The 23,002-nt window shown below is 71.3% G+C and carries 26 protein-coding genes and 1 pseudogene; 17 read left to right on the top strand and 10 right to left on the bottom strand.

Translation table 11 applies throughout. The annotated features are described in order from the left end of the window. The first annotated feature begins 12 nt into the window (after positions 1-12). The 11 genes from OJ962_RS19685 to OJ962_RS19635 all read left to right on the top strand — a co-directional run bounded on the left by OJ962_RS19685 (position 13) and on the right by OJ962_RS19635 (position 9,543). On the top strand, positions 13-1,521 hold the full coding sequence (locus OJ962_RS19685) for a hypothetical protein (RefSeq protein ID WP_202954529.1): 1,509 nt from the start codon (positions 13-15) through the stop codon (positions 1,519-1,521). 11 nt (positions 1,522-1,532) lie between these two features. Continuing rightward, positions 1,533-2,144 (top strand): flagellar brake protein, encoded by a 612-nt coding sequence (locus OJ962_RS19680; protein ID WP_202954528.1) that lies wholly within the window; start codon positions 1,533-1,535, stop codon positions 2,142-2,144. After that, a complete protein-coding gene (locus OJ962_RS19675) occupies positions 2,144-2,524 on the top strand; it encodes a hypothetical protein (protein WP_202954527.1) in 381 nt (126 codons plus the stop codon). The genes OJ962_RS19680 and OJ962_RS19675 overlap by 1 nt, the downstream gene beginning before the upstream one ends. Next, positions 2,524-2,733 (top strand): hypothetical protein, encoded by a 210-nt coding sequence (locus tag OJ962_RS19670; protein ID WP_202954526.1) that lies wholly within the window; start codon positions 2,524-2,526, stop codon positions 2,731-2,733. The genes OJ962_RS19675 and OJ962_RS19670 overlap by 1 nt, the downstream gene beginning before the upstream one ends. Positions 2,734-2,791: 58 nt before the next feature. Further along, a complete protein-coding gene (locus tag OJ962_RS19665; RefSeq protein WP_202954525.1) occupies positions 2,792-3,655 on the top strand; it encodes a flagellin N-terminal helical domain-containing protein in 864 nt (287 codons plus the stop codon). Between the two features lie 160 nt (positions 3,656-3,815). Further along, positions 3,816-4,670, top strand: coding sequence for a flagellin N-terminal helical domain-containing protein (locus OJ962_RS19660; protein WP_202954524.1), 855 nt, complete (start codon positions 3,816-3,818; stop codon positions 4,668-4,670). 124 nt (positions 4,671-4,794) lie between these two features. Next, positions 4,795-5,634, top strand: coding sequence for a flagellin N-terminal helical domain-containing protein (locus tag OJ962_RS19655; protein WP_202954523.1), 840 nt, complete (start codon positions 4,795-4,797; stop codon positions 5,632-5,634). A 110-nt stretch (positions 5,635-5,744) separates the two neighbouring features. After that, a complete protein-coding gene (locus OJ962_RS19650; protein WP_202954522.1) occupies positions 5,745-6,602 on the top strand; it encodes a flagellin N-terminal helical domain-containing protein in 858 nt (285 codons plus the stop codon). A gap of 151 nt (positions 6,603-6,753) precedes the next feature. Then, positions 6,754-7,605, top strand: a complete 852-nt coding sequence (locus OJ962_RS19645; protein ID WP_202954521.1) for a flagellin N-terminal helical domain-containing protein — start codon at positions 6,754-6,756, stop codon at positions 7,603-7,605. 97 nt (positions 7,606-7,702) lie between these two features. Beyond that, positions 7,703-8,479 (top strand): glycosyltransferase family 2 protein, encoded by a 777-nt coding sequence (locus tag OJ962_RS19640; RefSeq protein ID WP_202954520.1) that lies wholly within the window; start codon positions 7,703-7,705, stop codon positions 8,477-8,479. Beyond that, positions 8,479-9,543: a glycosyltransferase family protein gene (locus OJ962_RS19635; protein ID WP_202954519.1), complete on the top strand. Its 1,065-nt coding sequence runs from the start codon at positions 8,479-8,481 to the stop codon at positions 9,541-9,543. The genes OJ962_RS19640 and OJ962_RS19635 overlap by 1 nt, the downstream gene beginning before the upstream one ends. 200 nt (positions 9,544-9,743) lie before the next feature. Here OJ962_RS19635 and OJ962_RS19630 read toward each other — a convergent pair whose 3' ends face one another. From OJ962_RS19630 to OJ962_RS19605, 6 genes are read right to left on the bottom strand one after another with little or no spacing between them, the layout of a single operon-like run. Continuing rightward, positions 9,744-10,472 (bottom strand): class I SAM-dependent methyltransferase, encoded by a 729-nt coding sequence (locus OJ962_RS19630; RefSeq protein ID WP_202954518.1) that lies wholly within the window; start codon positions 10,470-10,472, stop codon positions 9,744-9,746. Continuing rightward, the gene (locus OJ962_RS19625; protein WP_270006553.1) at positions 10,469-11,089 is read right to left on the bottom strand and encodes an HAD family hydrolase; all 621 of its coding nucleotides are present in this window, start codon (positions 11,087-11,089) and stop codon (positions 10,469-10,471) included. Before OJ962_RS19625 ends, OJ962_RS19630 begins: the two co-directional genes overlap by 4 nt. A 5-nt stretch (positions 11,090-11,094) precedes the next feature. Continuing rightward, on the bottom strand, positions 11,095-12,048 hold the full coding sequence (locus tag OJ962_RS19620; protein ID WP_202954517.1) for an ATP-grasp domain-containing protein: 954 nt from the start codon (positions 12,046-12,048) through the stop codon (positions 11,095-11,097). Then, positions 12,045-13,448, bottom strand: coding sequence for a glycosyltransferase (locus tag OJ962_RS19615; RefSeq protein ID WP_202954516.1), 1,404 nt, complete (start codon positions 13,446-13,448; stop codon positions 12,045-12,047). The genes OJ962_RS19620 and OJ962_RS19615 overlap by 4 nt, the downstream gene beginning before the upstream one ends. A 6-nt stretch (positions 13,449-13,454) precedes the next feature. After that, positions 13,455-14,558 carry a DegT/DnrJ/EryC1/StrS family aminotransferase gene (locus OJ962_RS19610; protein WP_202954515.1) on the bottom strand — a complete coding sequence of 368 codons (1,104 nt, stop codon included), beginning with the start codon at positions 14,556-14,558 and terminating at the stop codon, positions 13,455-13,457. Next, complete coding sequence (locus OJ962_RS19605) at positions 14,555-14,986, bottom strand: sugar 3,4-ketoisomerase (protein WP_407697526.1); 432 nt, start codon at positions 14,984-14,986, stop codon at positions 14,555-14,557. The genes OJ962_RS19610 and OJ962_RS19605 overlap by 4 nt, the downstream gene beginning before the upstream one ends. Positions 14,987-15,132: 146 nt before the next feature. On the opposite strand from OJ962_RS19605, the gene OJ962_RS19600 reads away from it, so the two are divergent. Genes OJ962_RS19600 through OJ962_RS19590 form a run of 3 tightly spaced genes read left to right on the top strand, consistent with a single transcriptional unit; the run spans position 15,133 to position 16,205 of the window. Beyond that, a complete protein-coding gene (locus OJ962_RS19600; RefSeq protein WP_202954513.1) occupies positions 15,133-15,765 on the top strand; it encodes a CHAP domain-containing protein in 633 nt (210 codons plus the stop codon). A gap of 13 nt (positions 15,766-15,778) precedes the next feature. After that, a complete protein-coding gene (locus OJ962_RS19595) occupies positions 15,779-15,964 on the top strand; it encodes a hypothetical protein (RefSeq protein ID WP_202954512.1) in 186 nt (61 codons plus the stop codon). Positions 15,965-15,974: 10 nt separating this feature from the next. Beyond that, positions 15,975-16,205 carry a hypothetical protein gene (locus tag OJ962_RS19590; protein WP_202954511.1) on the top strand — a complete coding sequence of 77 codons (231 nt, stop codon included), beginning with the start codon at positions 15,975-15,977 and terminating at the stop codon, positions 16,203-16,205. Here OJ962_RS19590 and purM read toward each other — a convergent pair. From purM to OJ962_RS19570, 4 genes are all read right to left on the bottom strand, one after another. After that, a complete protein-coding gene (gene purM / locus OJ962_RS19585) occupies positions 16,172-17,224 on the bottom strand; it encodes a phosphoribosylformylglycinamidine cyclo-ligase (RefSeq protein ID WP_202954510.1) in 1,053 nt (350 codons plus the stop codon). The genes OJ962_RS19590 and purM overlap by 34 nt on opposite strands. Next, positions 17,221-18,027 carry an undecaprenyl-diphosphate phosphatase gene (locus OJ962_RS19580; protein ID WP_202954509.1) on the bottom strand — a complete coding sequence of 269 codons (807 nt, stop codon included), beginning with the start codon at positions 18,025-18,027 and terminating at the stop codon, positions 17,221-17,223. Before OJ962_RS19580 ends, purM begins: the two co-directional genes overlap by 4 nt. A 17-nt stretch (positions 18,028-18,044) precedes the next feature. Then, positions 18,045-18,503 (bottom strand): STAS domain-containing protein, encoded by a 459-nt coding sequence (locus OJ962_RS19575; RefSeq protein ID WP_202954508.1) that lies wholly within the window; start codon positions 18,501-18,503, stop codon positions 18,045-18,047. A gap of 79 nt (positions 18,504-18,582) precedes the next feature. Then, positions 18,583-19,386 carry a serine protease family protein gene (locus OJ962_RS19570; RefSeq protein ID WP_202954507.1) on the bottom strand — a complete coding sequence of 268 codons (804 nt, stop codon included), beginning with the start codon at positions 19,384-19,386 and terminating at the stop codon, positions 18,583-18,585. A 146-nt stretch (positions 19,387-19,532) separates the two neighbouring features. Here OJ962_RS19570 and OJ962_RS19565 point away from each other — a divergent pair, with 146 nt between their 5' ends. The 3 genes and pseudogenes from OJ962_RS19565 to OJ962_RS19555 all read left to right on the top strand — a co-directional run. Beyond that, the gene (locus OJ962_RS19565; RefSeq protein WP_202954506.1) at positions 19,533-20,519 is read left to right on the top strand and encodes a DUF354 domain-containing protein; all 987 of its coding nucleotides are present in this window, start codon (positions 19,533-19,535) and stop codon (positions 20,517-20,519) included. A gap of 138 nt (positions 20,520-20,657) precedes the next feature. Continuing rightward, positions 20,658-22,499, top strand: a complete 1,842-nt coding sequence (locus OJ962_RS19560; protein ID WP_238931576.1) for a polysaccharide biosynthesis protein — start codon at positions 20,658-20,660, stop codon at positions 22,497-22,499. An 18-nt stretch (positions 22,500-22,517) separates the two neighbouring features. Then, a pseudogene (locus OJ962_RS19555) lies at positions 22,518-23,002 on the top strand (hypothetical protein); the annotation flags it as partial.

Below are 23,002 nucleotides of genomic sequence, written 5' to 3'. Positions count from 1 at the left end.
CGCTAGTCACGAATGGAAGCCTCCACGAGCAACGGTTCCGACGACGTCAAGACGTTCCGCGGGCGCAGCCTGGAAGAGCTGCTGCCGCAGATCCGGGCCGAACTCGGCCCGGACGCGATCGTCCTGCGCCGCCGGGAAGGTCGCGACAAGAAGGCCGGAGGCTTCTTCCAGCGCCCGTTCGTGGAGGTCGACGCCCGGGCCCCGCTGCCCAGCGAGCGCGGGCTGGAGATCCGCTCGGACCGCGCGACCGCTGAGGGCCTGTCCTCACCCGCCGTCCAGGCCCTGTTCGAGCAGGCGACCCCGTTCGCCGACGCGCTCGCCGCCGCCGCGCGCGACTCGCGCATGGAGGAGGACACCTTCTCCGCCAGCTTCTCGCCGGACACGTCGTCGTTCGCGCCCGAGCCGGAGCCGCCGCGCCGCATGCGCGACCGCTCCGCGCCCACGGCCGAGCCCGAGCCGCCCGCGTCGGCCGGCCTGTACGGGCCGCAGCCGAACCGGTCCGCGATCGAGGACGTCGCGCCCAAGCCCGCCGCCCCGGCGCCGGAGGCGGAGCCGATCGTCCCGCCCGCGCCTGAGCCCGAGGCCGTGACGCCGCCGCCCGTCGCCGACGAGCCGGTCACGCCGCCCCCGCCGCCGCCGGTGGCCGAGCCGCCGCTGCCTGAGCCGCCGGTCGTCGAGGCGCCCGAGGCCGAGTCGCCCACGGTCGAGGTCGAGGAAGCGGCACCGCGCTTCGACATCCCCGCCGCGCCTGTTCCTGCCGCCGCCGCGCGCGCCACCGGCATCCCGCGTCCGCCGTCCGCGGACGCCGCCGAGGAGCGGCTCGTCGCCGCCGGCATCAGCCCCGCGCTCGCGGCCGACGTCGTCGGCGAGGCCGTCACCCACGGGCTGCCGTTCTCCGCGCCGCGCAACATGAAGCGGCTCGTCCGGGCCGTGTTCGCGCGCCGCATCCCGACGCCGGCGCCGCTCGGCCCGAACCCGCGCACGATCGCGATCGTCGGCGGTGGCGGCTCGGGCAAGTCCTCGGCCGTCGCCCACCTGGCCGCCACCTACGCCGCCGCCGGCGCCGAGGTGGCCGTGATCGAGCTGCGCGGTAGCGGCAGCCTCGCGCAGCGCCTGCAGCCGCTCGGCGTCGGCGTGATCGCCGCCGCCGACGCGGAGCAGGCCATCGAGCGCCTGGCCGCGCGCGAGCCGCTGGTCACGCTGATCGACACGCCGGCGACGGGTCCGAGCTCGAAGGCGGCGGACGTCAAGGCACTCGCCGCGGACCTCAAGGCGCTCGGCGCCGAGGTGCACATGGCGCTGCCGGCCACGATCTCCTCCGCGGCCGCGGGCGAGGTCGCCGCCGCGCTCGCGCCGCTGGCCCCGACCCACGTCGCGCTCACGCACACCGACGAGACGTCGCGCCCGGGCGCTCCGCTCGAGCTCGCACTGTCGGCCGGGCGGCCGCTGTCGTATGTCTGCTCGCGTGACGGCGCGTCGCCCGCGGATCCCGGCGCGTTGGCCGCGCAGCTGCTTCCCTGATAATGGCTGCTGTGACCGCTCCTGTCTCGCAGCTGGCCGCGGGCCAGCACGTCGTCGTCCGTCACCTCCACATCGGGATGCTCCCGGGCACCGTGGAGCAGTCGGACGGTGGGAGCGTCACCGTCGCCCTGGCCGTCAAGGACGACCGGATCGCGCGCACGATCGGCGGCGACTGGGCCGTCGAGGTCACGTCCGGCCGCGGGATCTTCCGCTATCCGGGCACGCTCAAGGCCGACCGCAACGGCTCGCTCGTGATCGCGCTCCGCGGCGAGGTCGAGCGCATCCAGCGCCGCGAGTTCGTCCGCATCGAGGCGTTCCTGGACGTCAGCGTGCGCGGCGTCGACGAGCCCGTGGGCGGGGACACGACAACCGTCGACATCTCCGGCTCTGGCATCCAGATCCAGGACAAGTGGGACCTCCCGCTGGGCGTCGACGTGCGCGTCGAGCTCCAGCTGCCCGAAGGGCCGCCGCTGCGCGCGCTCGGCCGGGTCGTGCGCGCGGGCAACGAGCCCGAGCAGAAGGGCATCCGGATGGACGGGATCGCCCGCGCCGACGAAGATCGACTGATGCGCTACATCCGCGACCGTGAGGTCCAGGCGCTGCGCGCCGCGCGAGGACGCTGATGGCCGACAAGAAGGACAAGAAGGACAAGGCGAAGAAGGGCGAGGAGGCCAAGGCCGAGGCGCTCGTCTCGCTCTCCCAGCACCCGCGCGCGAAGGCCGGCATCCGCCGCGCCCGCACGCGCGCCGCACTGATCGCGTTCGTGCTCGTCTTCGTGCTCAACGTCGTCGGCGACCAGGAGCTCTTCGACGCCGTCTGGCGCGCGCTGGTGGCCGGTATCGTCGTGAATATCGTCGTCTGGCGCTGCGCGATCATGGTCTGGCGCCACATCCTCATGCACGAGCTCGAGCAGGTCGCCGAGCACCGCCGCGAGCAGATGCGCGCGCATCAGGAGCGGATGGAGAAGCTCGCCGCCGACCAGGCCGAGCAGGCCGCCTCCTGATGGACCCGATCTACCGCGTCATCCGCCGCGACCCCAGCACGGGCGCGATCGAGCGCGTCGACAAGCCGCGCCTGCTGTCCCCCGCCGAGCGGGAGGAGGCGCGCCGCCAGCGTGAGGAGAAGCGGCGCGAGGTGGACGAGCGGTCAGCAAGACGACCGCCCAAGAAATCACCTCAAGAACCGCGGAGAGGCACCGACTACTACGGCTGAGGCGACAGGGAGTCGCTTCTGAAATAGCCCTCACCACGATCAACAAGGAGTGTTGACCATGGGCCTTCGTATCCAGAACAACGTTGAGGCGTTCAACGCGCACCGCACGCTGACCGCCACGGGCGTGCAGGCGTCCAAGGCGATGGAGAAGCTCTCCAGCGGCTACCGCATCAACCGTGCCGCCGACGACGCGGCCGGCCTCGGTATCTCCGAGAAGATGCGTTCGCAGATCTCCGGTCTGGGTCAGGCGCAGCGCAACGCGCAGGATGCGATCTCGCTGGTTCAGACCGCCGAAGGCGCGCTGGGCGAGGTTCACTCCATGCTCGAGCGGGTGCGAGACCTGAAGGTCCAGATCGGTGGCGGCACGCTCGACACCTCCGACAAGGAGGCCATCGGCGCCGAGGTCATCCAGATCGCGACCGAGATCAAGGACATCCTCACCAACACGTCCTTCAACGGCAAGAAGCTGCTCGACGGCTCGGCCGGCTCGGCCTTCACGTTCCAGGTCGGCGCCAACGCGAGCGAGACGATCTCCCTGGCGTCCTCGACGCTGTCGACCGCGGCCATCGCGGGCGGCGGCCTCACCGAGGTCCTGGCGCTCTCGGGCGCGGCGAACGCCGGCGCGGCCGTGACGTCCCTCGAGGCGGCCGGTCTGTCCCTGACCAACCTCACCTCGGCGATCGACAACGTCTCCGAGCAGCGTGGCACCTACGGCGCGGTCCAGAACCGTCTGGAGCACCGTCTGAACAACCTGGCGACCTACCAGGAGAATCTGACGGCTGCGGAGTCGCGCATCCGTGACGTGGACATGGCGGCTGAGATGACCAAGTTCACGAAGCTGAACATCCTGCAGCAGGCCGGCACCTCGATGCTGGCCCAGGCCAACCAGGCCCCGCAGGGCGTCCTCTCGCTCCTGCGCTAAGCCAAGCCAGCAGTGCACAGCGCCCCTCGGTCCGAAAGCGGACCGGGGGGCAGCTGTCGTTGTGGAGGACTAAAGGAGCTCGGACGGATGACCGACACATGTCGTGTCCGTCAGAGGCGACACGGAGTCGCCGTAGTTCCTCACAAGGAGTCCTCCCGCAATGGGTCTTCGCATCCAGAACAACATCGAAGCCTTCAACACGCACCGTCAGCTCAGCGCCACGTCTGCGCAGGCTTCGAAGGCGATGGAGAAGCTCTCCAGCGGTTACCGCATCAACCGCGCGGCCGACGACGCCGCCGGCCTCGGCATCTCCGAGAAGATGCGTGCCCAGATCAGCGGCCTCGGCCAGGCGCAGCGCAACGCGCAGGACGCGATCTCGCTGGTCCAGACGGCGGAAGGCGCGCTGGGCGAGGTCCACAGCATGCTCGAGCGCGTGCGTGACCTGCGCGTCCAGATCGGCAACGGCACCCTCGACACCTCCGACAAGGAGGCCATCGGCGCCGAGGTCAAGCAGATCGCCGACGAGATCAGCAACATCCTCACGAACACCTCCTTCAACGGCAAGAAGCTGCTCGACGGCAGCAACTCGTTCACGTTCCAGGTCGGCGCCAACCAGGGCGAGACGATCTCGATGGCGTCCTCGACGCTGTCGGGCACGCTGGCGCAGAACGGCGTCGGCAACGTCACGACGCTCTCCGCTTCCGCCAACACCGCTTCGCAGGTCGCCTCCGCGCTCGAGGCCATGACGCTCACCGACCTCACGTCGGCGATCGAGAACGTCTCCGAGCAGCGTGGCACCTTCGGCGCGATCCAGAACCGCCTGGAGCACCGTCTGAACAACCTGGCGACCTACCAGGAGAACCTCACGGCGGCCGAGTCGCGCATCCGTGACGTAGACATGGCGGCTGAGATGACCAAGTTCACGAAGCTGAACATCCTGCAGCAGGCCGGCACCTCGATGCTCGCGCAGGCCAACCAGTCCCCGCAGGGCGTGCTCTCGCTGCTCAAGGGCTAGTCCCCGCGTCGACAATTTACGCAGTGCGCTAAAGATCGGCCCCTCGGGGCCGATCTTCGTGTTTGAGGCGACAGGGAGTCGCTTCTGAAATAGCCCTCACCACGATCAACAAGGAGTGTTGACCATGGGCCTTCGCATCCAGAACAACGTTGAAGCCTTCAACGCGCACCGCACCCTGACCGCCACCGGCAACCAGGCCTCCAAGGCCATGGAGAAGCTCTCCAGCGGCTACCGCATCAACCGCGCGGCCGACGACGCCGCCGGCCTCGGCATCTCCGAGAAGATGCGTGCCCAGATCAGCGGCCTCGGCCAGGCGCAGCGCAACGCGCAGGACGCGATCTCGCTGGTCCAGACGGCGGAAGGCGCGCTGGGCGAGGTCCACAGCATGCTCGAGCGCGTGCGTGACCTGCGCGTCCAGATCGGCGGCGGCACGCTGGACCAGTCCGACAAGGAGGCCATCGGCGCCGAGGTCAAGCAGATCTCCGAGGAGATCGGCAACATCATCTCCCAGACGTCCTTCAACGGCAAGAAGCTGCTCGACGGCAGCAACGGCTTCACCTTCCAGGTCGGTGCCGACAACGGCGAGACGATCTCGATGGCGTCCTCGACGCTGTCCACCGCCGCCACCGGCGTCGGCAGCGTGACGACGTGGTCGTCCGGCACCGCCTCGACCGTCGCGTCGGCCCTGGAGGCCATGTCGCTGACCGACCTCACGACGCAGATCGACAACGTCTCCAAGCAGCGTGGCACCTACGGCGCCGTGCAGAACCGTCTGGAGCACCGTCTGAACAACCTGGCGACCTACCAGGAGAATCTGACGGCTGCGGAGTCGCGCATCCGTGACGTGGACATGGCGGCTGAGATGACCAAGTTCACGAAGCTGAACATCCTGCAGCAGGCCGGTACGTCGATGCTGGCGCAGGCCAACCAGGCCCCGCAGGGCGTCCTCTCCCTGCTCCGCTAAGTCACACATCTGTCCTCAAGATCGGCCCTTCGGGGCCGATCATCTTGGGTGAGGCGACAGGGAGTCGCCTCGACAAGCCCTACATCCCGATCAACAAGGAGTGTTGAATCATGGGCCTTCGTATCCAGAACAACGTTGAAGCTTTCAACGCCCACCGCACGCTGACCGCCACCGGCGCGCAGGCGTCCAAGGCCATGGAGAAGCTCTCCAGCGGCTACCGCATCAACCGTGCCGCCGACGACGCGGCCGGCCTCGGTATCTCCGAGAAGATGCGTTCGCAGATCTCCGGTCTGGGTCAGGCGCAGCGCAACGCGCAGGATGCGATCTCGCTGGTTCAGACCGCCGAAGGCGCCCTGGGCGAGGTTCACTCCATGCTCGAGCGCGTCCGCGATCTGCGCGTGCAGATCGGCGGCGGCACGCTCGACACGACCGACAAGGACGCCATCGGCGCCGAGGTCAAGCAGATCTCCGAGGAGATCAGCAACATCCTGAGCAACACGTCGTTCAACGGCAAGAAGCTGCTCGACGGCTCGGCCGGCTCGGCCTTCACGTTCCAGGTCGGCGCCAACGCGAGCGAGACGATCTCCCTGGCCTCCTCGACGCTCTCGGGCGGCGCGGCTGTCAGCGGCGTCGGCAACGTCACGGCCTTCTCGGCCGCGGCTTCGACGTCGACCCAGGTCGCGACGGCCCTCGAGGCCATGTCGCTGACCGATCTCACGTCGGCGATCGACAACGTCTCCAAGCAGCGTGGCACCTACGGCGCGGTCCAGAACCGTCTGGAGCACCGTCTGAACAACCTGGCGACCTACCAGGAGAATCTGACGGCTGCGGAGTCGCGCATCCGTGACGTGGACATGGCGGCTGAGATGACCAAGTTCACGAAGCTGAACATCCTGCAGCAGGCCGGTACGTCGATGCTGGCGCAGGCCAACCAGGCCCCGCAGGGCGTCCTCTCCCTGCTCCGCTAGCAGTGACTCTCGGGGGCGCCTCGGCGCCCCCGAAAAATCTCAGAAAGTGCCCTAAAGATCGGCCCCTCGGGGCCGATCTTTTTGTGTGAGGCGACAGGGAGTCGCCTCGCTTTCCTGCCCTCAGCAACCCGATCGAACAAGGAGTTAGATCATGGGCCTCCGTATCCAGAACAACATCGAAGCCTTCAACGCGCACCGCACGCTGTCCGCCACCGGCGCGCAGGCTTCGAAGGCCATGGAGAAGCTCTCCAGCGGCTACCGCATCAACCGCGCCGCGGACGACGCTGCCGGCCTGGGCATCTCGGAGAAGATGCGTGCCCAGATCAGCGGCCTCGGCCAGGCGCAGCGCAACGCTCAGGACGCCATCTCCCTGGTCCAGACCGCGGAAGGCGCCCTCGGCGAGGTGCACAGCATGCTCGAGCGCGTCCGCGATCTGCGCGTGCAGATCGGTGCCGGCACGCTCGACACGTCCGACAAGGACGCCATCGGCGCCGAGGTCAAGCAGATCTCCGAGGAGATCAGCAACATCCTCACGCAGACGTCGTTCAACGGCAAGAAGCTCCTCGACGGCACGCAGTCGTTCACCTTCCAGGTGGGCGCTGACCAGGGCGAGACCATCTCGATGGCCACGTCTCCGCTGTCGGGCGCCTCGACCGCGAGCGGCATCGCCAACGTCACGGCGTTCTCCGCCTCCGGCTCCACGGCGACGCAGGTCGCCTCGGCGCTCGAGGGCATGTCGCTGACCGACCTCACGTCGGCGATCGACAACGTCTCCAAGCAGCGTGGCACCTACGGCGCCATTCAGAACCGCCTGGAGCACCGTCTGAACAACCTGGCGACCTACCAGGAGAACCTCACGGCCGCGGAGTCGCGGATCCGTGACGTGGACATGGCGGCTGAGATGACCAAGTTCACGAAGCTGAACATCCTGCAGCAGGCCGGCACCTCGATGCTGGCGCAGGCCAACCAGGCCCCGCAGGGCGTCCTCTCGCTCCTCCGCTAGTAGCACTCGTGCGCGGGTCCCTCTTCGGAGGGGCCCGCACACATCTCTTAATCTCACGTCTCTCAAGCCCGCATTGCGGGCATCCGATGTTGCAGACGTGGAACCCGATCCGACCCTCATCGTCGTCCCCGTGCGGGCCGAGACCAGCGAGGAGATCGACCCGATCCTCCAGACGCTCGTCTCCCTCCAGGCGAGCGCGCCCGGCACTCCGACCCTCGTGATCGACGATCGCTCGCCCGCTCCGCAGGCGCAGCTGATCGAGGTCGCCGCCAACGAGCTCGAATGCGCCTACGTCCTCCAGGAGGACGGCGAAGGCCATTCCGCCGCGCTGAACGTCGGCCTCAGCGTCGCCGCCGCGCACGACATGGACGCCTGCCTCGTCAACCCGGGGCTCATCTTCGAGGCGCGCGGCTGGCTGGACCGGCTGCGCGCGCGCACCGGCACCGACGGCGAGCTCGCCGCGGTCGCCGGCGGTGCCGTCACCGAGGCCGGCGGCACGATCCGGCAGGCCGGCTACTTCTTCTCCGTGTTCCGGCGCACGTGGGCGGCGCGGCTGCGGAACGTCCCGCAGGAGCTGCTGGACGTCCACGAGCCGCTGCTGTGCCCGGTCAGCTCGGAGCTGCAGCTCGTGCGCCGGCGCTGGATCGACGAGGTCGGCGGCTACGACGAGCTGCTCGACGGCCCGCACGCGGCGCTCGACTTCTGCCTGCGCGTGAGCGAGGCGGGCGGCCAGTGCGTGCTCGAGCCGAGCGTGCGCGCCCGTGGGCTGGCGCCCGTCGACAGCGAGCCGCACGACGAGCTGCCGTCCGCGCATCGCCTGCGCGTCAAGCACTCGGGTGTAACGTTCCGACGCTGGAGCCCGGAGATCGTCTGATGCAGGACATTCCCAAGACCCTGTTCCTCGGCGTCGGCGGCGCCGGCGCGAACGCCGTCGCCTACTACCGCTGCTTCCTCCCCGCGGCGTCGCTCGGTGCGGAGTACGCCACCTGGGGCACGCAGAACGACGGCCGCAAGCTCGTCATCACCGGCGGCCTCGGCAACCCGCCGCCGGACATCGAGGACTTCGAGAGCTTCGAGGTCATCGTCATCCAGTACGCGAGCGCGAAGGCGTGGCTGCCCCACATCCGGCGCCTGCGCGAGGCGGGCGTGACGCTCCTGTACGAGATCGACGACTACCTGCAGGGCGCGCGGCGCAACAAGCAGCACGAGCTCGCGGACCAGTTCGGCAAGGACCGGCTGCAGGACCTCGAGACCGCGATGAGCGCGATGGACGGCCTGATCGGCACCAACGACTACATCGCGCGCCGCTACAAGGCGCACAGCCCGCGCACGTGGGCGTGCCCGAACGGCATCGACCTGCTTCGCTACGGCTGGAACAAGCCCGAGCGCAAGGGCGTGACGCTCGGCTTCGCCGGCGGCGTCGGCCACAAGGCGTCGCTGGCGCGCTGGGAGCCGGCCATCCGCAACGTCATGCGCGCCCGCGAGGAGGTGCGCTTCGTCTCGGTCGGCCATCCCGCCGCGGCGGTCTTCGTCCAGGAGTTCGGCCCGGAGCGGGCGATCTCGTACCCGGTTGCCGGGATCGAGACCTACCCCGCGTCCATGACGCTGTTCGACATCTCGTTCGCGCCGTCGGCCGGCAACAACCAGTTCCGCGGCAAGAGCGACCTGCGCTGGCTCGAGTGCAGCGCGCTGGGCGTCCCGCTGGTCGCCCACCCCGAGGTCTATCCCGACATCGAGGACGGTGTCACCGGCGTCCACGCCGAGACGCCCGAAGAGGCCGAGGCGGCGCTGCTGCGGCTGGTCGACGACCAGGCCGAGCGCGAGCGCATCGGCCGCGCGGCGCGCGAGTACGTAGCCGAGCATCGCAGCTTCCCGCGCGCCGCCGAGCCCTGGGCCGCCGTGCTGCGCGAGGCCGTGAACGCCCGCGCCGGCGTCTGAAAATTCTTCCTACAGGTCCGTCCGCGGCTGCCGAATACCTCGGTTAGCCACGGACGGCGCTGCAGGAGTCAAATACGGGCTTCCCCGCCCCCCTCCACTCGCGGTTCGCGGTACATACAGGGTTGCTGGAGGGCGACCCACACATACCCCACCGAGGGACGGATCGCGCGGGCGGCCTTTCGAGGCCGCCCGTCTGCGTTCTAGTCGGCGCCCGCGACGATGTAGATCTCGCCCGCGATGTCCGGATAGCGCTCGCCCAGGGCCATGAACGCCTCGATCATCTCGGGCGTCCAGTCCTGCTCGAGCTGCGAGTTCGACAGCGGCTTGAGCCAGTAGCCGCCGAAGATCTCGATTCTCAGGCCGGCGGCGAGCACGTCCGAGCGCAGGCCCTCCGGCGTGTACACGCGCCGGTGCCCGTGGTGAAGGTCGTTCTTGTTGAACTCGAACTCGTCCTTGAGCAGGCCCATGATGACCGCGGCCTGGCGGTGCAGCGAGCGCGCGTTGGGGACCGCCATCAGCACGCGTCCGCCGGGCGCCAGCCACTCGTCGCGGCAGCGGCGCAGGATCGCGACCGGGTCCTCGACGTGCTCGAGGACGTGGCCGAGCACGATCGTGTCGAAGCGCTCCTCGGTCGTGAAGTCCTCGAACAGGGCCTCGTGCACCTCGGCGTCGGGGTAGCGCTCCTTGAGCTGGGCGACGAAGCTCGCGGAGCCGTCCACGAGCACCAGGCGCGGGAAGTGCGGCGCGATCTGCTCGGTCATCAGCCCTTCGGCGGGCCCCAGCTCGAGGCAGCTGTCGCCGCGCCAGTGGCGGGCGAAGATGCGGCCGCTGTAGTAGATGGTGGCGGCGTTGACGCCCTGGGCGTACCAGGAGTCGGCGGCGACGCGTTCGAGGCGTTCCGCCTCGGTCTCGGTGGAGGGATCGGTCATCGTTCTTTCGTTTCGAGCAGCGCCCGCACCGCGTGCAGGACGCTGGGATGAACGGCTCCGGCCACGTGTCGGGCCAGCCACTGCTCGTCCCGCTGACCTCCCGCGACCGCCGCGAAGGGTATACCGGCGGCCGCCGCGGCGGCCGCGTCGCTTTCCGTGTCGCCAACAAAGCCGACCGCGCCGAGCTCGGCCAGCACGACGGCCTTCTCGGCGGCCGCGGACGCGGGGGAGACCACGTGGACGCCCGCCGCCGGCCGCAGGCCCAGCGCGTCGATCTGGGCGCGCACCGCGGCGGCGTCGCGGCGGGCGGTCACGATCGCGGCGTCGAGCCCGGCGGCGGCGATCGCCGTGAGCGCGGCGTCGAGCTCCGGAACGGGCGGGTCCAGCGCCAGCAGGTCGCGGTCCTCGACGACCTCCACCCAGCGGGTCGCGATCGCGCGCGCGTCGGGCTCGGAGACGCCGAGCCCGGTCAGCGCGGCGACGGTCGAGGCGCCGGTCGTCTTCGCGCGCCAGAACGCGTCGAGGTCCGGTGCGGGCCGGCCGTCGAGCGCGCGCTCGAGCGCCGCGAGCTGGCGGTCGCGGCAGCCGACCAGGGTCCCGTCGAAGTCGAGCGCCAGGACGCTCAGAGGACGTTCTCCTCCCAGTGGCGCACAACGAAGCGCTCGCGCGGGAGCGGCGGCAGCTCCAGCATGTGCCCCCAGACGTCGGCGAGCGCGGCGCAGTGCAGGTCGACGCCCGCGGCCACGGTCATGCGCGTGCCGCCGCCCGGGCGCGGGTTGACGTCGGTGATCGCGCCGTCGATGACCTGGAAGCAGAACGGGCCGGTGAGCTCGAGGCCGTCCGCGAGCCGCGCGGCGAGCTCGGTCAGCACCGCGTCCTCGAACACGCGCGCCTTCGTGCTCACGCCCGCCTTGGTCTCGATCCGCTCGCGCGCGACGGCCCGGGTCGATCCGTCGCGCGTGCGCAGCGCGTCGATCGTGTACTCGTCGCCGCGCAGGCGCGGCTGGGCGACCAGGCCGGGCTCGGCCGCGCGCCGGATCTCCTCCAGCTCGGTCTCGCTCTCGGCGATCCGCAGCCCACGGCTGCCGAAGCCGCTGCGCGGCTTGACGACGATCCCCGCCGGGTCCCACGGCGCGTCCGCCAGCGGCCAGGTCGCGGGCGTCGGAAGCCCGAGCGCCTGCAGCCGTTCCGCGACCGCCTGCTTGTCCAAGCAGAGTTCCGCGGTGGCGCGCGCGGGCGCGACCACGGCCACGCCGGCGGGCAGGAGCCCGCGTTCGCGCAGGTCCGCCGCGATCACGATCTCGGCGTCGAGCACCGGCCACCAGACCGTCACCGCCTCGGCCGCGACCAGCTCGACGATGCGCGCCTGAAAGCCCGGGTCGGCGGCGAGCGGAACCTGATGGGAAGCGTCGGCGAGCGTGGTCGCGGCCACGAGGTGCGGCGGGTTGATGTCGGCGGCGACGAGCCGTACCGCGGCGCCCCAGCGCTCCCGCACCGAGCGCAGCAGGCCGTAGGCGGTGGCGGTGCCGGCCGCTCCCGCGAGCAGGCAGGCGCCGCTCGGCGGCCGGTCCGTCACGAGCGGCGCAGCGGCGCCCGGCGGCGCCGCTCGACGAACTCGCGCAAGGCCTCGCCCTCGTCGAAGCGGATCACTCCGGGGATGGGCCAGTCCCGGAGGCCGAGCGCACAGTCGGTCTGCGTCAACGCCGCGACCCAGGCCGTCGCGTCGGCCGGCAGGGCGAGGATGTCCGGCGTGGCTTCGCCGGTGATCTCCTCGACCAGCGGGCCGAGCTCCGCGCCGAGGCGCGCGCCGTCCCACTCGCGCGCGACCGTCACGAGCGTGACGTCGTCGGCGGGTCCGATCACGCCGGCGTAGGTCCGCAGCAGCGAGGGATCGGCGGCCAGCTCCTCCGCTTCCGCGAACACGGTGACGGTGCGGACGTCGTCGAAGAACCGCGGCGGGGTGCTGGGCAGCCCAGCGACGGCGTGCAGCGCGCGGTACGCGCCGGCGTGGAGCGGGTCGCAGGCGAGCGCGGCCGCGGCCGCGAACCCGGCGAGCACGGGCGCGCGCGTCGTGAGCGCCGCCGCCATGGCCGTCAGGCGATCCGCGGCGTCGCGTTCGGCGTCCGTGACCGCGAAGATGGCCTCCTGCGGCCGGCCGGCGTCACGCACGAGCCGGTTCAGTCGGCGGAACTGGTCGACGGCCTCCAGCAGCTCACGCGGGGTGCAGGTCCCCGGCCGCGCGTTGCCGAGCAGGTAGCGGCGGAACGGGAACTCCACGACCTGCCGGTCGAGCGCCTGCTTCGGGTCCCGGCGCGCGAGCCCGAACATGAAGTTGCTGCGGTGGCGGCGGTAGCGGTAGACGGGCGGCGCGTCGATGTAGCCGATCGGTGCGACGTTCGTCAGCGCCCACGCGAACCACCAGTCCTCCCACGCCGCCTCCGCGGGCATCCCCAGCATCGCCGGCTTGAGCGCGCCGCGCACGGCGAGCGCGCCGCCGCTGACGAAGTTCCCACCGAGCAGCCGGCCGGCGACCTGCCCGGTGGGCGGCTCCTCGTCCTTGACCGACGGCATCAGCTGCCGTCCGTGCTCGTCGATGACCTCCATGTCGCCGTAGACCATCCCGACATCCGGGTGCTCGCGGAAGTACCGCACGGTGCGCTCGATCCGGTCCGCGGCCAGCATGTCGTCGCCGGAGAGCGGGATCAGCACGTCGCCGTCCACCAGGCTGACGAGGCGCGTGACGGCGGCGTTGATGCCCTGGTTCTCCTGGCGGACGTAGGTCAGCCGGTCCGCGTAGGGCTCGACGCGCTCGGGTGTGCGGTCCGTGGAGCCGTCGTCGAGCAGCACGAACTGCAGGCGGTCCTGCGGCCAGTTCTGCGCCAGCACGCTCTCGATCGCGTCGGCGACGAAGTGCTCGTGGTTGTAGGTCAACGCGTAGACGCTGACCGTCGGGTTCTCAGGGAGCGGTTGGAGCATGGATGTCTAGAAGGACGCGACGGCCTCGATCACGCGGTCGACGTCGGCGTCGGAGAGGTGCGGGCCGATCGGCAGCGAGACGATGGTGCCGGCGATCGCGTCGGAGACCGGGAGGTGGGCGTCGGCGAGCGCCGTGCCGGCGTACGCCCCCTGGCGGTGCGGCGGGATCGGGTAGTGGATCAGGGTCTGCACGCCGGCCGCTTCGAGGTGGTCGCGCAGCGCGTCGCGGCGCTCGTGACGGACGGTGAACAGGTGCCAGCACGGGTCGGCGCCGGCCCGCACGACCGGGAGCGTCACGTGCCCGCCGAGGTCGGCGAGATAGCGCTCGGCGACGGCCACGCGACGCGCGTTCCACGCGTCCAGGTGGCCGAGCTTGACGCGCAGGACCGCGCACTGCAGCTCGTCCAGGCGGCTGTTGTAGCCGACCTCGACATGCTCGTAGCGGCGTGCGCTGCCGTAGTTGCGCAGGCGCCGCACGCGTGCCGCCAGGTCGGCGTCGTCGGTGGTCACGGCGCCGCCGTCGCCGAGCGCGCCGAGGTTCTTGCCCGGGTAGAAGCTCCACGCCGCCGCGTCCGCGTACGTGCCGACGGGCTTGCCGTGGAGGCGCGTGCCGTGGGCCTGGGCGGCGTCGTCGACGAGCAGCAGTCCGTTGGCGTCGGCGAGCTCGCGCAGCGCGCGGTGGTCGGCGGGATGGCCGTACAGGTCGACCGGGAGGATCGCGGCCGTGCGCTCGGTGATCGCGGCCGCGGCGGCCTCGTGGTCGAGCGTGTGGTGGGCCTCGTCCACCTCGACCGGAACCGGCGTCGCGCCGATGGCGCTGACGGCCAGCCAGGTGGCGATGAACGTCTGGCCCGGGACCAGCACCTCGTCGCCGGGGCCAATTCCGCGGGCTTCGAGGATGAAGCGCAGCGCGTCGAGCCCGCTGCCCACCGCGACGCAGTGCTGCGCGCCGCAGTGCTCGGCCCACGCCGCCTCGAACGCGTCCAGCTCGGCGCCGAGCAGGTACCAGCCCGAGTCGAGCACGCGCTCGACGGCGGCGTCCAGCTCCCGCCGCAGCTCCTGCGTCCCGGGCAGCAGCTCCAAAAACGGGACGCGGACCCCGACGCTCACGTGACGGCCGCCTTGAACTCGTCGTAGTCGTAGAAGTAGTCCTCGGCGTCGTAGTGCGTCGAGGCCAGCACGAGGCACACCGAGCCCGACGAGAAGTCGTCGAGCTCGCGCCAGATCATCGACGGGACGTAGAGCCCGTAGTAGGAGCGGTTCAGGCGGAAGCGCTCGCGTTCGGTCCCGTTGTCGACGACCACGTCGAACGAGCCGGACGCGGCGATGAACAGCTGCTGGAGCTCCTTGTGCGCGTGCCCGCCGCGGAACTCGCCGCCCGGGACGTCGTAGAGGTAGTAGATGCGCTGGATGTCGAACGGGATCGTCTGCCCGCCCTCGATGAACGTGAGGTTCCCGCGCGGGTCGGCGTGCCGCGGCAGCTCGATGATCCGGCATCCCGTGACGCCCTCGCGCTGGTGCGCGCGCTGGTCGGTGATCCGGCGGCCCGGGGTCTGGTAGCGCCGCTCGGTGTCAGGTACGAGGTAGGGCTCCGGTGCGCGCCCCTGCTGATCGCCCATGTCCGGTTCATCGTACGGACAACCGGGCTAAAGCGATGCGCTCCCGGAGCCGACACGTGTTGCAGATGAGCCTCGACGTCGTTCTCGCCCGGATGTCGCAGCTGCAGGCGCTGATGTCGCCGCAGCCGGCTCCGGCCCCCGCTCCGGCCGCCGCCACCCCTCCCGCGGCGGCGTCGACCACGTTCTCCACCGCCTTGAGCAGCGCGGGCACGACGGCGCAGCTCGCGAGCGCGACGCCGGCCGCCTCCTCGACGAACGCCGGCCAGGCCATCGTCAACCTCGTCGCCAAGGAGGTCGGGGTCAAGGAGCAGCCGATGGGTTCCAACGACTCGCCGCGGATCGCGCAGTTCCGCCAGGCCACGGCCGGCTCGGGCGTCGGCCCGTGGTGCGCGTACTTCACCTCCTGGGCCGCCCGCGAGGCGGGCGTGCCGCTGGGCGACAACGGCCAGGGCTTCGGCCGCGTCGACGACGTCTACGCGTGGGCGCAGAAGTCCGGCAAGGCCGTGCCGAACACGGGCGGCGACGTCAAGCCGCAGCCCGGTGACCTGATCGTCTGGGACGAGCACATCGGCGTCGTGGAGTCCGTCGGCCCCGACGGCACCATCAACACGATCGAGGGCAACTCCTCCGACCAGGTCGCCCGGCGCTCCTACGCGCCCGGCGCCCGCCCCGCCATCGGGTACGTCCGACTCGGGTAACGTCCGCCGTCCTATGGCGGACCCCAAGACGGAGGAGCTGCGGCTCGAGGAGCTGCAGCGCGAGCACGCCGAGCGCGAGCAGGCCCGGGATTCCGAGGTGCTGCGCGAGGAGCGCATCCACGAGCGGCGCGCCGACAAGCACGCCTACCTGCAGTCCAAGCTCGACGAGCGCGCGCGCTCGGAGGAGGAAAACGGGTAGCCGGTCTCCCATGACCGAGCACCAGGACAAGGTGGATCGCCTCGAGGCGGAGGCGGATCAGCTCGAGCAGCGCAACGAGCAGCTGGGCGAGGACATCGCCGACGTGAGGGAGAACTGGGAGCAGATGCGCCAGGACGAGAGCATGCCCAGCGCGCCCGCGCCCGAGAGCGGGCTCCCGCCCGAGGCGAATCAGACCACGAGCGGCGATCAGCCGCCGGAGGCGCCCGGCGACGATGGGTAGCCGGGCGCGGTGACGCGGCCGGCGTCGCCGGTGACGGTGCCGATCCGGCGCGCACCGGGGTGGTGCGCGGCGAGCCGCTCGGTGGCCTCGTCGGCGTCCCCGTCGGGCACGACCGCGACGAAGCCGCAGCCCATGTTGAAGACCTCCCACGCCTCGGAGGTCGCGATCTTCCCGCGCTCGATGACGAACGCGACGATCGGCGGGACGGGGAGCGGGTCCTCGATCGCGAAGCCGACGCCCTCGTTCAGGCGCGTGAGGTTCAGCAGCCCGCCGCCGGTGATGTGGGCGAGCCCGCGGACGTCCACGTCGCTGCGGATGAGCTCGAGCGTGGCGCGCACGTAGATCACCGTCGGCTCGAGCAGCGCGTCGGCGAGCGTGCCGCCCTCGAACGGCGTGTTCAGGTCCAGGTCCTCGACGACCTTGCGCGCGAGCGTGTAGGAGTTCGAGTGCAGGCCGCTGCTGGGCACGCCGATCAGCGCGTCGCCCGGGGCGATCCTGTCGCCGGTGACGAGCTGGTCGAGCGCGACCGTGCCGAAGCACGTGGCCGTGAGGTCGAAGCCGTTCGGCGACGGGTGGCCGCGGATCAGCTCGGGCAGGATCGCGACCTCGCCGCCCGGGATCTCGACGCCCGCGAGCTCGGCGCCCTTCTTGAGGCCGACGCCGATCTGCTCCATCACGTCCGGATCGGCGCGTTCGACGGCCAGGTAGTCGAGCAACGCGATCGGCTCGGCGCCGACGCACACGACGTCGTTGACGTTCATCGCGACGCAGTCGACGCCGACGGTGTCGTAGCGCCCGGTCTGCTCGGCGAGGATCAGCTTGGAGCCGACGCCGTCCGTCCCGACCGCGATCCCCAGGTTCGGCGCCACCTCGAGCACGGCGGCGTAGTGGCCGCTCGCGAGGCGGCTGCGCGACGCGCGCCCGGGGTCGATCGTGCGCAGGACCGACACCAGCGCGGCGACGGCGCGGTCCGCTCCGTGTTGGTCGACTCCGGCTTGGGCGTACGCGTCGGGGCTCACGGCCGCCGACCGTAGCGCACGAGGCCCGCGAGCGCCGCTCGTTCGAGCGCGAACGGCCACAGCGGCCCGCGCTCGAGGCCGAAGAGCCGCAGCGCCGCGCGCGTGCCCACGAACGACGCTGCGATCCCGGTGGCGAGCAGGCGACGATCCGCGGTGCGGCGTCCGCGCCACGCCTTCAGCGCGGTCGCGCCGACGAGCACGGGCCCGGCGACGCCGAACGAGAGCTTCGAGGCTTCCGCCCGCGAGTACCCGAGCGCCCGCGCGGAGGCGAGCGTCGCGCCGGACCGCGACACGCCGGGCACCAGCGCCGCCGCCTGTGCAAGGCCGAGCGCGAGCCCCCGCGCCCGCGCCTCCCCGCCGCGGCCCCAGCCACACCGCGCCCCGCGGGGCAGGGCTGACCACGCGGTTGCGCGCTGGGTTGCCCAGCCCTGTCCCTCCCGCCGAGGCCCAGACCAGTCCGCCCACGCATCCGCCACCACCATCACGACCCCGCCACCCACCAGCCCGGCCGCGAGCGCCGTCGGCCCGCCGAGCCGCTCCTCGATCGCGCGCTCGAACAGGCCCCCGATCACCACGGGCGGGGCGAGCGAGAGCGCGAGCGTCTTGGCGTCGGGCCGCAACCGCCAGAACAACGGAGCGAGCGCGAGCGCGGCGCCGGTATGCAGCGCGACCTCGAGCTCCTTGCGGCGCGCCGGCGGCCAGTCCGCCACTTCCCAGCCCAGCAGACGCGGGACGGCGCCGATGTGCGCCGACGACGACACCGGCAGCAGCTCGGTCACGCCCTGGACCAACCCCAGGGCCACGACCTGCGCGGTCGACTTCAAATCTTGGGTTCGATGCGGGGCAGCGTCAGCGACGTGATGCGCTGCTTGGCCCGCCGGATGTCGGTCTTCGGGCGCAGCATCTTGAGGATCATCACGGCCTGGTCGACGTTCGCCGCCACCGCCGGGCGGTGCGCGACGTCGTAGGCGGCGAGCCGCTGGGCGACATGGCGCTGGGCGCCGGCGACGATCAGCTCGCCCTTGCGGGCGCGCAGCGCGCCCGCGGCGTCCACGAGGCCCTCGAGTACGAGGTCGGACACCACGGCCGCCTCGCTGAGGTCGAGGATCAGCCAGCGGACACCGCCGGCGAGCGCGGCCTCGATGCGGCGGCTCAGCTCGCCGGTGTCCTCGAGCGCGCCCGCGACGTCGATCTGGTGCACCACGTCGTCGAGCCGGTGCTCCTTGAACCCGACGGAGCCAGGCTTGGGTACGGCTCGCAGGGATTGAGAGGTGAACATGGCTTCGACGGGGCGGCGCGGGCCGTTGTCGAGAGCGTAAGTCCCGCGCCGCCGGGCCGTCAAGCCTGCAGTTGATCTATCAACCGATGATCGAGCCGGTGAACGGCTCGGTGCCCTTGGCCAGCGTCACGTCCGGGCCGCCGTGGCTGCGCGCGTACGCCAGCGCCTTGGCCAGGTCCGAGACGCCGTTGGAGGCCGCGACGGGCGCGAGCTGCAGCGTCGAGAGCACGCCGAACGCGTTGCCCCGGTCGTCCATGAAGCCGCTGCCGGAGTCGCCCGGGATCCCCGGCGTCACGGTGTAGACGAGGTGCGTCCAGCCCGCGCCCTGCGCGCCGAGGCTCTTGCCGAGCTTGGGCGAGAGCAGCGTGATGCCCTGGCGCAGCGAGGAGTTGCCGTAGCTGTAGACCGTGTCGCCGAGCGCCGTGGTGTCGCCGAGCGCGGTCGGGCCGCCCATCGTCGGGACGGACGGGTTGACCTTGCCGTGGTCGGCCGGGTCGAGCTTGATTAGCGCGAAGTCGTTGTAGGCGCAGGTGTCGGGGTCGGTCTCCCCGGCGGCCTGCATCGCGTTCCAGCTGTTGTAGACCATCGTCCCGGGCTTGGACGCGCCCGTGACCTCGACGGCGGTTCCGTCCGGCAGGCTCTCGGCGATGCAGCCGTCCGTGTCGGTCTGCGCGCCCGTCGACGAGCAGTGTGCGGCCTGGCCGATGTAGACGTCGCTTCCGGCCGTGAAGACGAAGTTCGCGGTGCACTGACCACCGTTGGTGTACGTCTGAACGCCCGGACGAACCGTGGCGGAGCTGGCCGGGGCCCATTGAGCCTGGGCGGAGGAAGCGCCGACGAGTGCAAACGCGACGGCGAGACCGGCGATGAGGCGCTTGTTCATATCCGCACGAACGACGGTCAGCACGAATACTTGCGGGCAATCACGTTGCGAGGGACTGCGTCCGTGCGAACGTGATCGCTGTCGACTCGTGCCGACCGGCTTCGCCGGTGGCGGCGAGTCGCGGGCACTAGAGTGCGCGGCCGCCCTTGCGCGTCTGGATCGACCTCACCAATTCGCCGCACGTGCTCGTCATGCGGCCCGTCATCGAGACGCTGCGCGCCCGCGGCGACGAAGTGCTGATCACCGCGCGGGACTTCGCGCAGACGCTCGGCCTGCTCGAGCGCTTCCGGCTCGACCACACGGCGATCGGACATCACCGCGGCGGCCGGCTCGCGGCCAAGGGGCTCGGGCTCTTCCAGCGCTCGGGCGCGCTCGTGCGCTGGGCGAGCGGGCGCGGAATCGACCTCGCGCTCGGTCACGGCTCCAACGACATCTCGGTGGCGGCGAAGCTGCTGCGGATCCCGTCGGCGACCGCGTTCGACTACGAGTGGGCCCGCCAGCAGCACGCGATCAACTGCCGGCTCGCGACGCGCGTGGTCGTCCCGGACGCGATCCCCTTCGACCGGCTCGCCCAGTACGGCACCACCCAGGCCAAGTGGCGCCCGTACGAAGGGCTCAAGGAGGAGTACTACCTGGCGGACTTCGAGCCCGACCCGGCCGTGCTGGACGAGCTCGGGCTGGACGCCTCCCAGCCGCTCGCGATCGTCCGTACCCCGCCCGCGGTCTCGCTCTATCACCGCTTCGAGGCGCCCGTCTTCACCCAGGTGCTGCAGCGGCTCAAGGGCAGCCAGGTCGTCGTGCTGCCGCGCACGGACTCCCAGCGGGACGAGCTCGCGCGCGAGGGCGGGTTCATCGTGCCGGAGAAGGCGATCGACGCGCAGTCGCTGATCGCGTACGCGGACCTGGTGATCAGCGCCGGCGGGACCATGAACCGCGAGGCGGTCGCACTCGGCACGCCGGTGTGGACGACGTTCGAAGGGCGGCTCGGCGCGGTCGACGAGGCGCTGATCGCGTCCGGCCGGATGCACCGGCTCCAGCGCGCCGAGGACGTGGTGCTCGAGAAGCGCTCAAGGGCCGCCGCGGAGCGCGTGCGGCGCGACCCGGCGGTATTCACGGATCTGTTCGTGCGTTGAGCGGGGGATCCGGGAGGGCGGCAGCCCTTCCCCGGTCGTTCACGACGTCTTCTCGCCGCAGCGCCCAATACACTGCTCGGGATGCGCCGCCGGCTCCGTAGCGCGGCCTTTCCGATCCATCGCCACGCTGCCCCACAGTTGGCCTTGGACGCGGGGCTGGTCGCGCTGGCTTACTACCTCGCCTATTGGTTCCGGTTCGACGGCGAGATTCCGGCGCGGTACTCGGACCTGTTCTGGCGGACGCTCGCGTTCGCGGTCTGCGGTTCGGTCCTGTGCTTCGTCATCGTCGGCATGTACCGGCACTGGATGCGCTACTCGTCCCAGCGCGAGTACCTGAAGATCGCCGAGGGCGTCGTCCTCGCGGTCCTCGCGCTGATCGGCTACGTCGTCATCGTCCAGCCCGTCCTGATCAACTCGTCCGAGGGTCTGCGCCCGCTGACGGTCCCGTCCGGCGTGCTGCTGGTCTTCGGCCTGCTCACGGGCGCGCTGCTGACCGGCACGCGCTACGCCGTCCACTTCTTCTACGTACGGCCGATCACGGGCTGGCGCGTGCGCCGCGACGCGCGCAGCGTGCTGATCGTCGGCGCGGGCGACGGCGGGCACCTGCTCCAGAACGAGCTCGTCAAGAACCCGGAGCTCGGGCTGCGCCCGATCGGCTTCGTCGACGACAACAAGACGGGCCGCGACGTCTTCGGCACGACCTACGACCTCGACGAGGTGCTCGCGGACTACGAGCCCGACGAGGTCATGATCGCGATCCCGTCTGCGCCCGGCGAGCTGCGCGGGCGCGTGGTCAGCGCCTGCCGTGAGCACGGCGTCCCGGTCAAGACCGTCCCGACCGTGTTCGAGTTGCTGCAGGGCGGCAGCCACCTCACGCGTCAGCTGCGCGAGGTGCGCGTCGAGGACGTGCTGGGCCGCAACCCGGTGACGATGGAGAAGTCGGTCGGCGGCTACCTCACCGGCCGGCGCGTGCTGGTGACGGGCGCCGGCGGCTCGATCGGCTCCGAGCTGTGCCGCCAGATCGCCCGGGTGAACCCCAGCCGGCTCGTCCTGGTCGACCACAGCGAGGCGAACCTGTTCGAGATCGAGCGCGAGCTCGTCGACGAGCGCCACGTCAAGACCACGGTCTCCGTGCTCGCGGACGTCAAGGACGAGGAGCGCATGCGGGAGGTGTTCGCCCAGCACCAGCCCGAGGTGGTCTTCCACGCCGCGGCCTACAAGCACGTCGGCCTGATGGAGGCCAACCCGATCGAGGCCGTGCGCAACAACGCGCTCGCCACGCGGACGCTGACGGAGATCTCGGGCGAGGCGGGCGTGGTGAGCTTCGTGCTCATCTCGACCGACAAGGCCGTGGCGCCGGCGACGGTCATGGGTGCGTCCAAGGCGCTCGCGGAGTGGGCCGTGGAAGCCGCCAACGCGCGCTTCCCGGAGACCGCGTTCTGCGCGGTGCGCTTCGGCAACGTGCTCGGCTCCTCGGGCTCGGTGGTGCCGATCTTCCGCCGCCAGATCGCCGCGGGCGGCCCGGTGACGGTGACCGACCCGGAGATGACGCGCTTCTTCATGACCATCCCGGAGGCGGTGCAGCTCGTCATCCGCTCGGGCTCGCTGGCCCGCGGCGGCGAGGTGTACGCGCTCGACATGGGCGAGCCGGTCTCGATCATGGAGCTGGCCAAGCAGATGATCGAGTTCTCCGGACTCAAGGTCGGCCGCGACATCGGGATCACGATCGTCGGCCGGCGGCCGGGCGAGAAGCTGCACGAGCAGCTGTTCAACTCCTACGAGACGCCCGAGCCGACGCCCGCGGAGAAGATCCGCAGGGCTGCGCGGCCGAGCGTCGAACCCGCATGGGTGGAATACGTCTTCGACAAGGTCGGCCTGCTCGTCGCCGAGGGCGACGCGGCCGCGCTGGCCGCCGCCGTGTCCGAATTCTCGACCGGCCGGACCGCGCCCGCGGAACGCTCCGGGGGCACGGCCTCCTAGACTTCTCGGCCCGGCTCCATGCTTTTCCTCGCGTTCTCGCTTCAGGAGCAGGTCGAGAAGTACGGTGCGTACGTCGGTATCGCCGCCTTCTTCGGCCTGGCCGTTCTGTCCCTGCTCTACTTCGCCCAGGCGCGCGAAGTCAAGCGCCTGCGCCAATGGGCGGGGCGCATGCCCGAGCGCGCGGAAGACCTCGAGTACGCGTACGAGCAGGCCGAGCAGGCGCGCCGCGCGCCCGCTCCGGCGCCGCAGCGCGTCGCCCAGCCGCGCCCGCAGCCCGTCGCGCAGGCCGCGCCTGTAGCGGAGGCGCCGGCCAACGGCGTCGTCGAGCTCAAGCCGGAGGAGGTCGCCGCGCTCGCGTTCGCGCGCGCCGCCGGCGTGCACGAGCCGCACGTGCCGCACGTGCCGAAGGCGCACCCGGCGCCGGCGATGGCCGCGGCCGCGGCGCCGCCCCCGACGCAGACCGTCGCCGTGCCGCCCGCACCGACGCCGTCCACCAACGGCGG

It is taken from the genome of Solirubrobacter deserti, assembly GCF_027587175.1.
Classification (GTDB): domain Bacteria; phylum Actinomycetota; class Thermoleophilia; order Solirubrobacterales; family Solirubrobacteraceae; genus Solirubrobacter; species Solirubrobacter deserti.
This window is presented reverse-complemented; position numbering and strand designations above follow the sequence as displayed.

What these genes read in the sequence shown, in the direction of transcription:
- OJ962_RS19630 (WP_202954518.1), bottom strand. Translation starts at nt 10,472, where the DNA reads ATGACCGATCCCTCCACCGAGACCGAGGCGGAACGCCTCGAACGCGTC.
- OJ962_RS19675 (WP_202954527.1), top strand. Translation starts at nt 2,144, where the DNA reads ATGGCCGACAAGAAGGACAAGAAGGACAAGGCGAAGAAGGGCGAGGAG.
- OJ962_RS19665 (WP_202954525.1), top strand. Translation starts at nt 2,792, where the DNA reads ATGGGCCTTCGTATCCAGAACAACGTTGAGGCGTTCAACGCGCACCGC.
- OJ962_RS19615 (WP_202954516.1), bottom strand. Translation starts at nt 13,448, where the DNA reads ATGCTCCAACCGCTCCCTGAGAACCCGACGGTCAGCGTCTACGCGTTG.
- OJ962_RS19655 (WP_202954523.1), top strand. Translation starts at nt 4,795, where the DNA reads ATGGGCCTTCGCATCCAGAACAACGTTGAAGCCTTCAACGCGCACCGC.
- OJ962_RS19635 (WP_202954519.1), top strand. Translation starts at nt 8,479, where the DNA reads ATGCAGGACATTCCCAAGACCCTGTTCCTCGGCGTCGGCGGCGCCGGC.
- OJ962_RS19685 (WP_202954529.1), top strand. Translation starts at nt 13, where the DNA reads ATGGAAGCCTCCACGAGCAACGGTTCCGACGACGTCAAGACGTTCCGC.
- OJ962_RS19575 (WP_202954508.1), bottom strand. Translation starts at nt 18,503, where the DNA reads ATGTTCACCTCTCAATCCCTGCGAGCCGTACCCAAGCCTGGCTCCGTC.
- OJ962_RS19650 (WP_202954522.1), top strand. Translation starts at nt 5,745, where the DNA reads ATGGGCCTTCGTATCCAGAACAACGTTGAAGCTTTCAACGCCCACCGC.
- OJ962_RS19595 (WP_202954512.1), top strand. Translation starts at nt 15,779, where the DNA reads ATGGCGGACCCCAAGACGGAGGAGCTGCGGCTCGAGGAGCTGCAGCGC.
- OJ962_RS19590 (WP_202954511.1), top strand. Translation starts at nt 15,975, where the DNA reads ATGACCGAGCACCAGGACAAGGTGGATCGCCTCGAGGCGGAGGCGGAT.
- OJ962_RS19660 (WP_202954524.1), top strand. Translation starts at nt 3,816, where the DNA reads ATGGGTCTTCGCATCCAGAACAACATCGAAGCCTTCAACACGCACCGT.
- OJ962_RS19645 (WP_202954521.1), top strand. Translation starts at nt 6,754, where the DNA reads ATGGGCCTCCGTATCCAGAACAACATCGAAGCCTTCAACGCGCACCGC.
- OJ962_RS19600 (WP_202954513.1), top strand. Translation starts at nt 15,133, where the DNA reads ATGAGCCTCGACGTCGTTCTCGCCCGGATGTCGCAGCTGCAGGCGCTG.
- OJ962_RS19670 (WP_202954526.1), top strand. Translation starts at nt 2,524, where the DNA reads ATGGACCCGATCTACCGCGTCATCCGCCGCGACCCCAGCACGGGCGCG.
- OJ962_RS19570 (WP_202954507.1), bottom strand. Translation starts at nt 19,386, where the DNA reads ATGAACAAGCGCCTCATCGCCGGTCTCGCCGTCGCGTTTGCACTCGTC.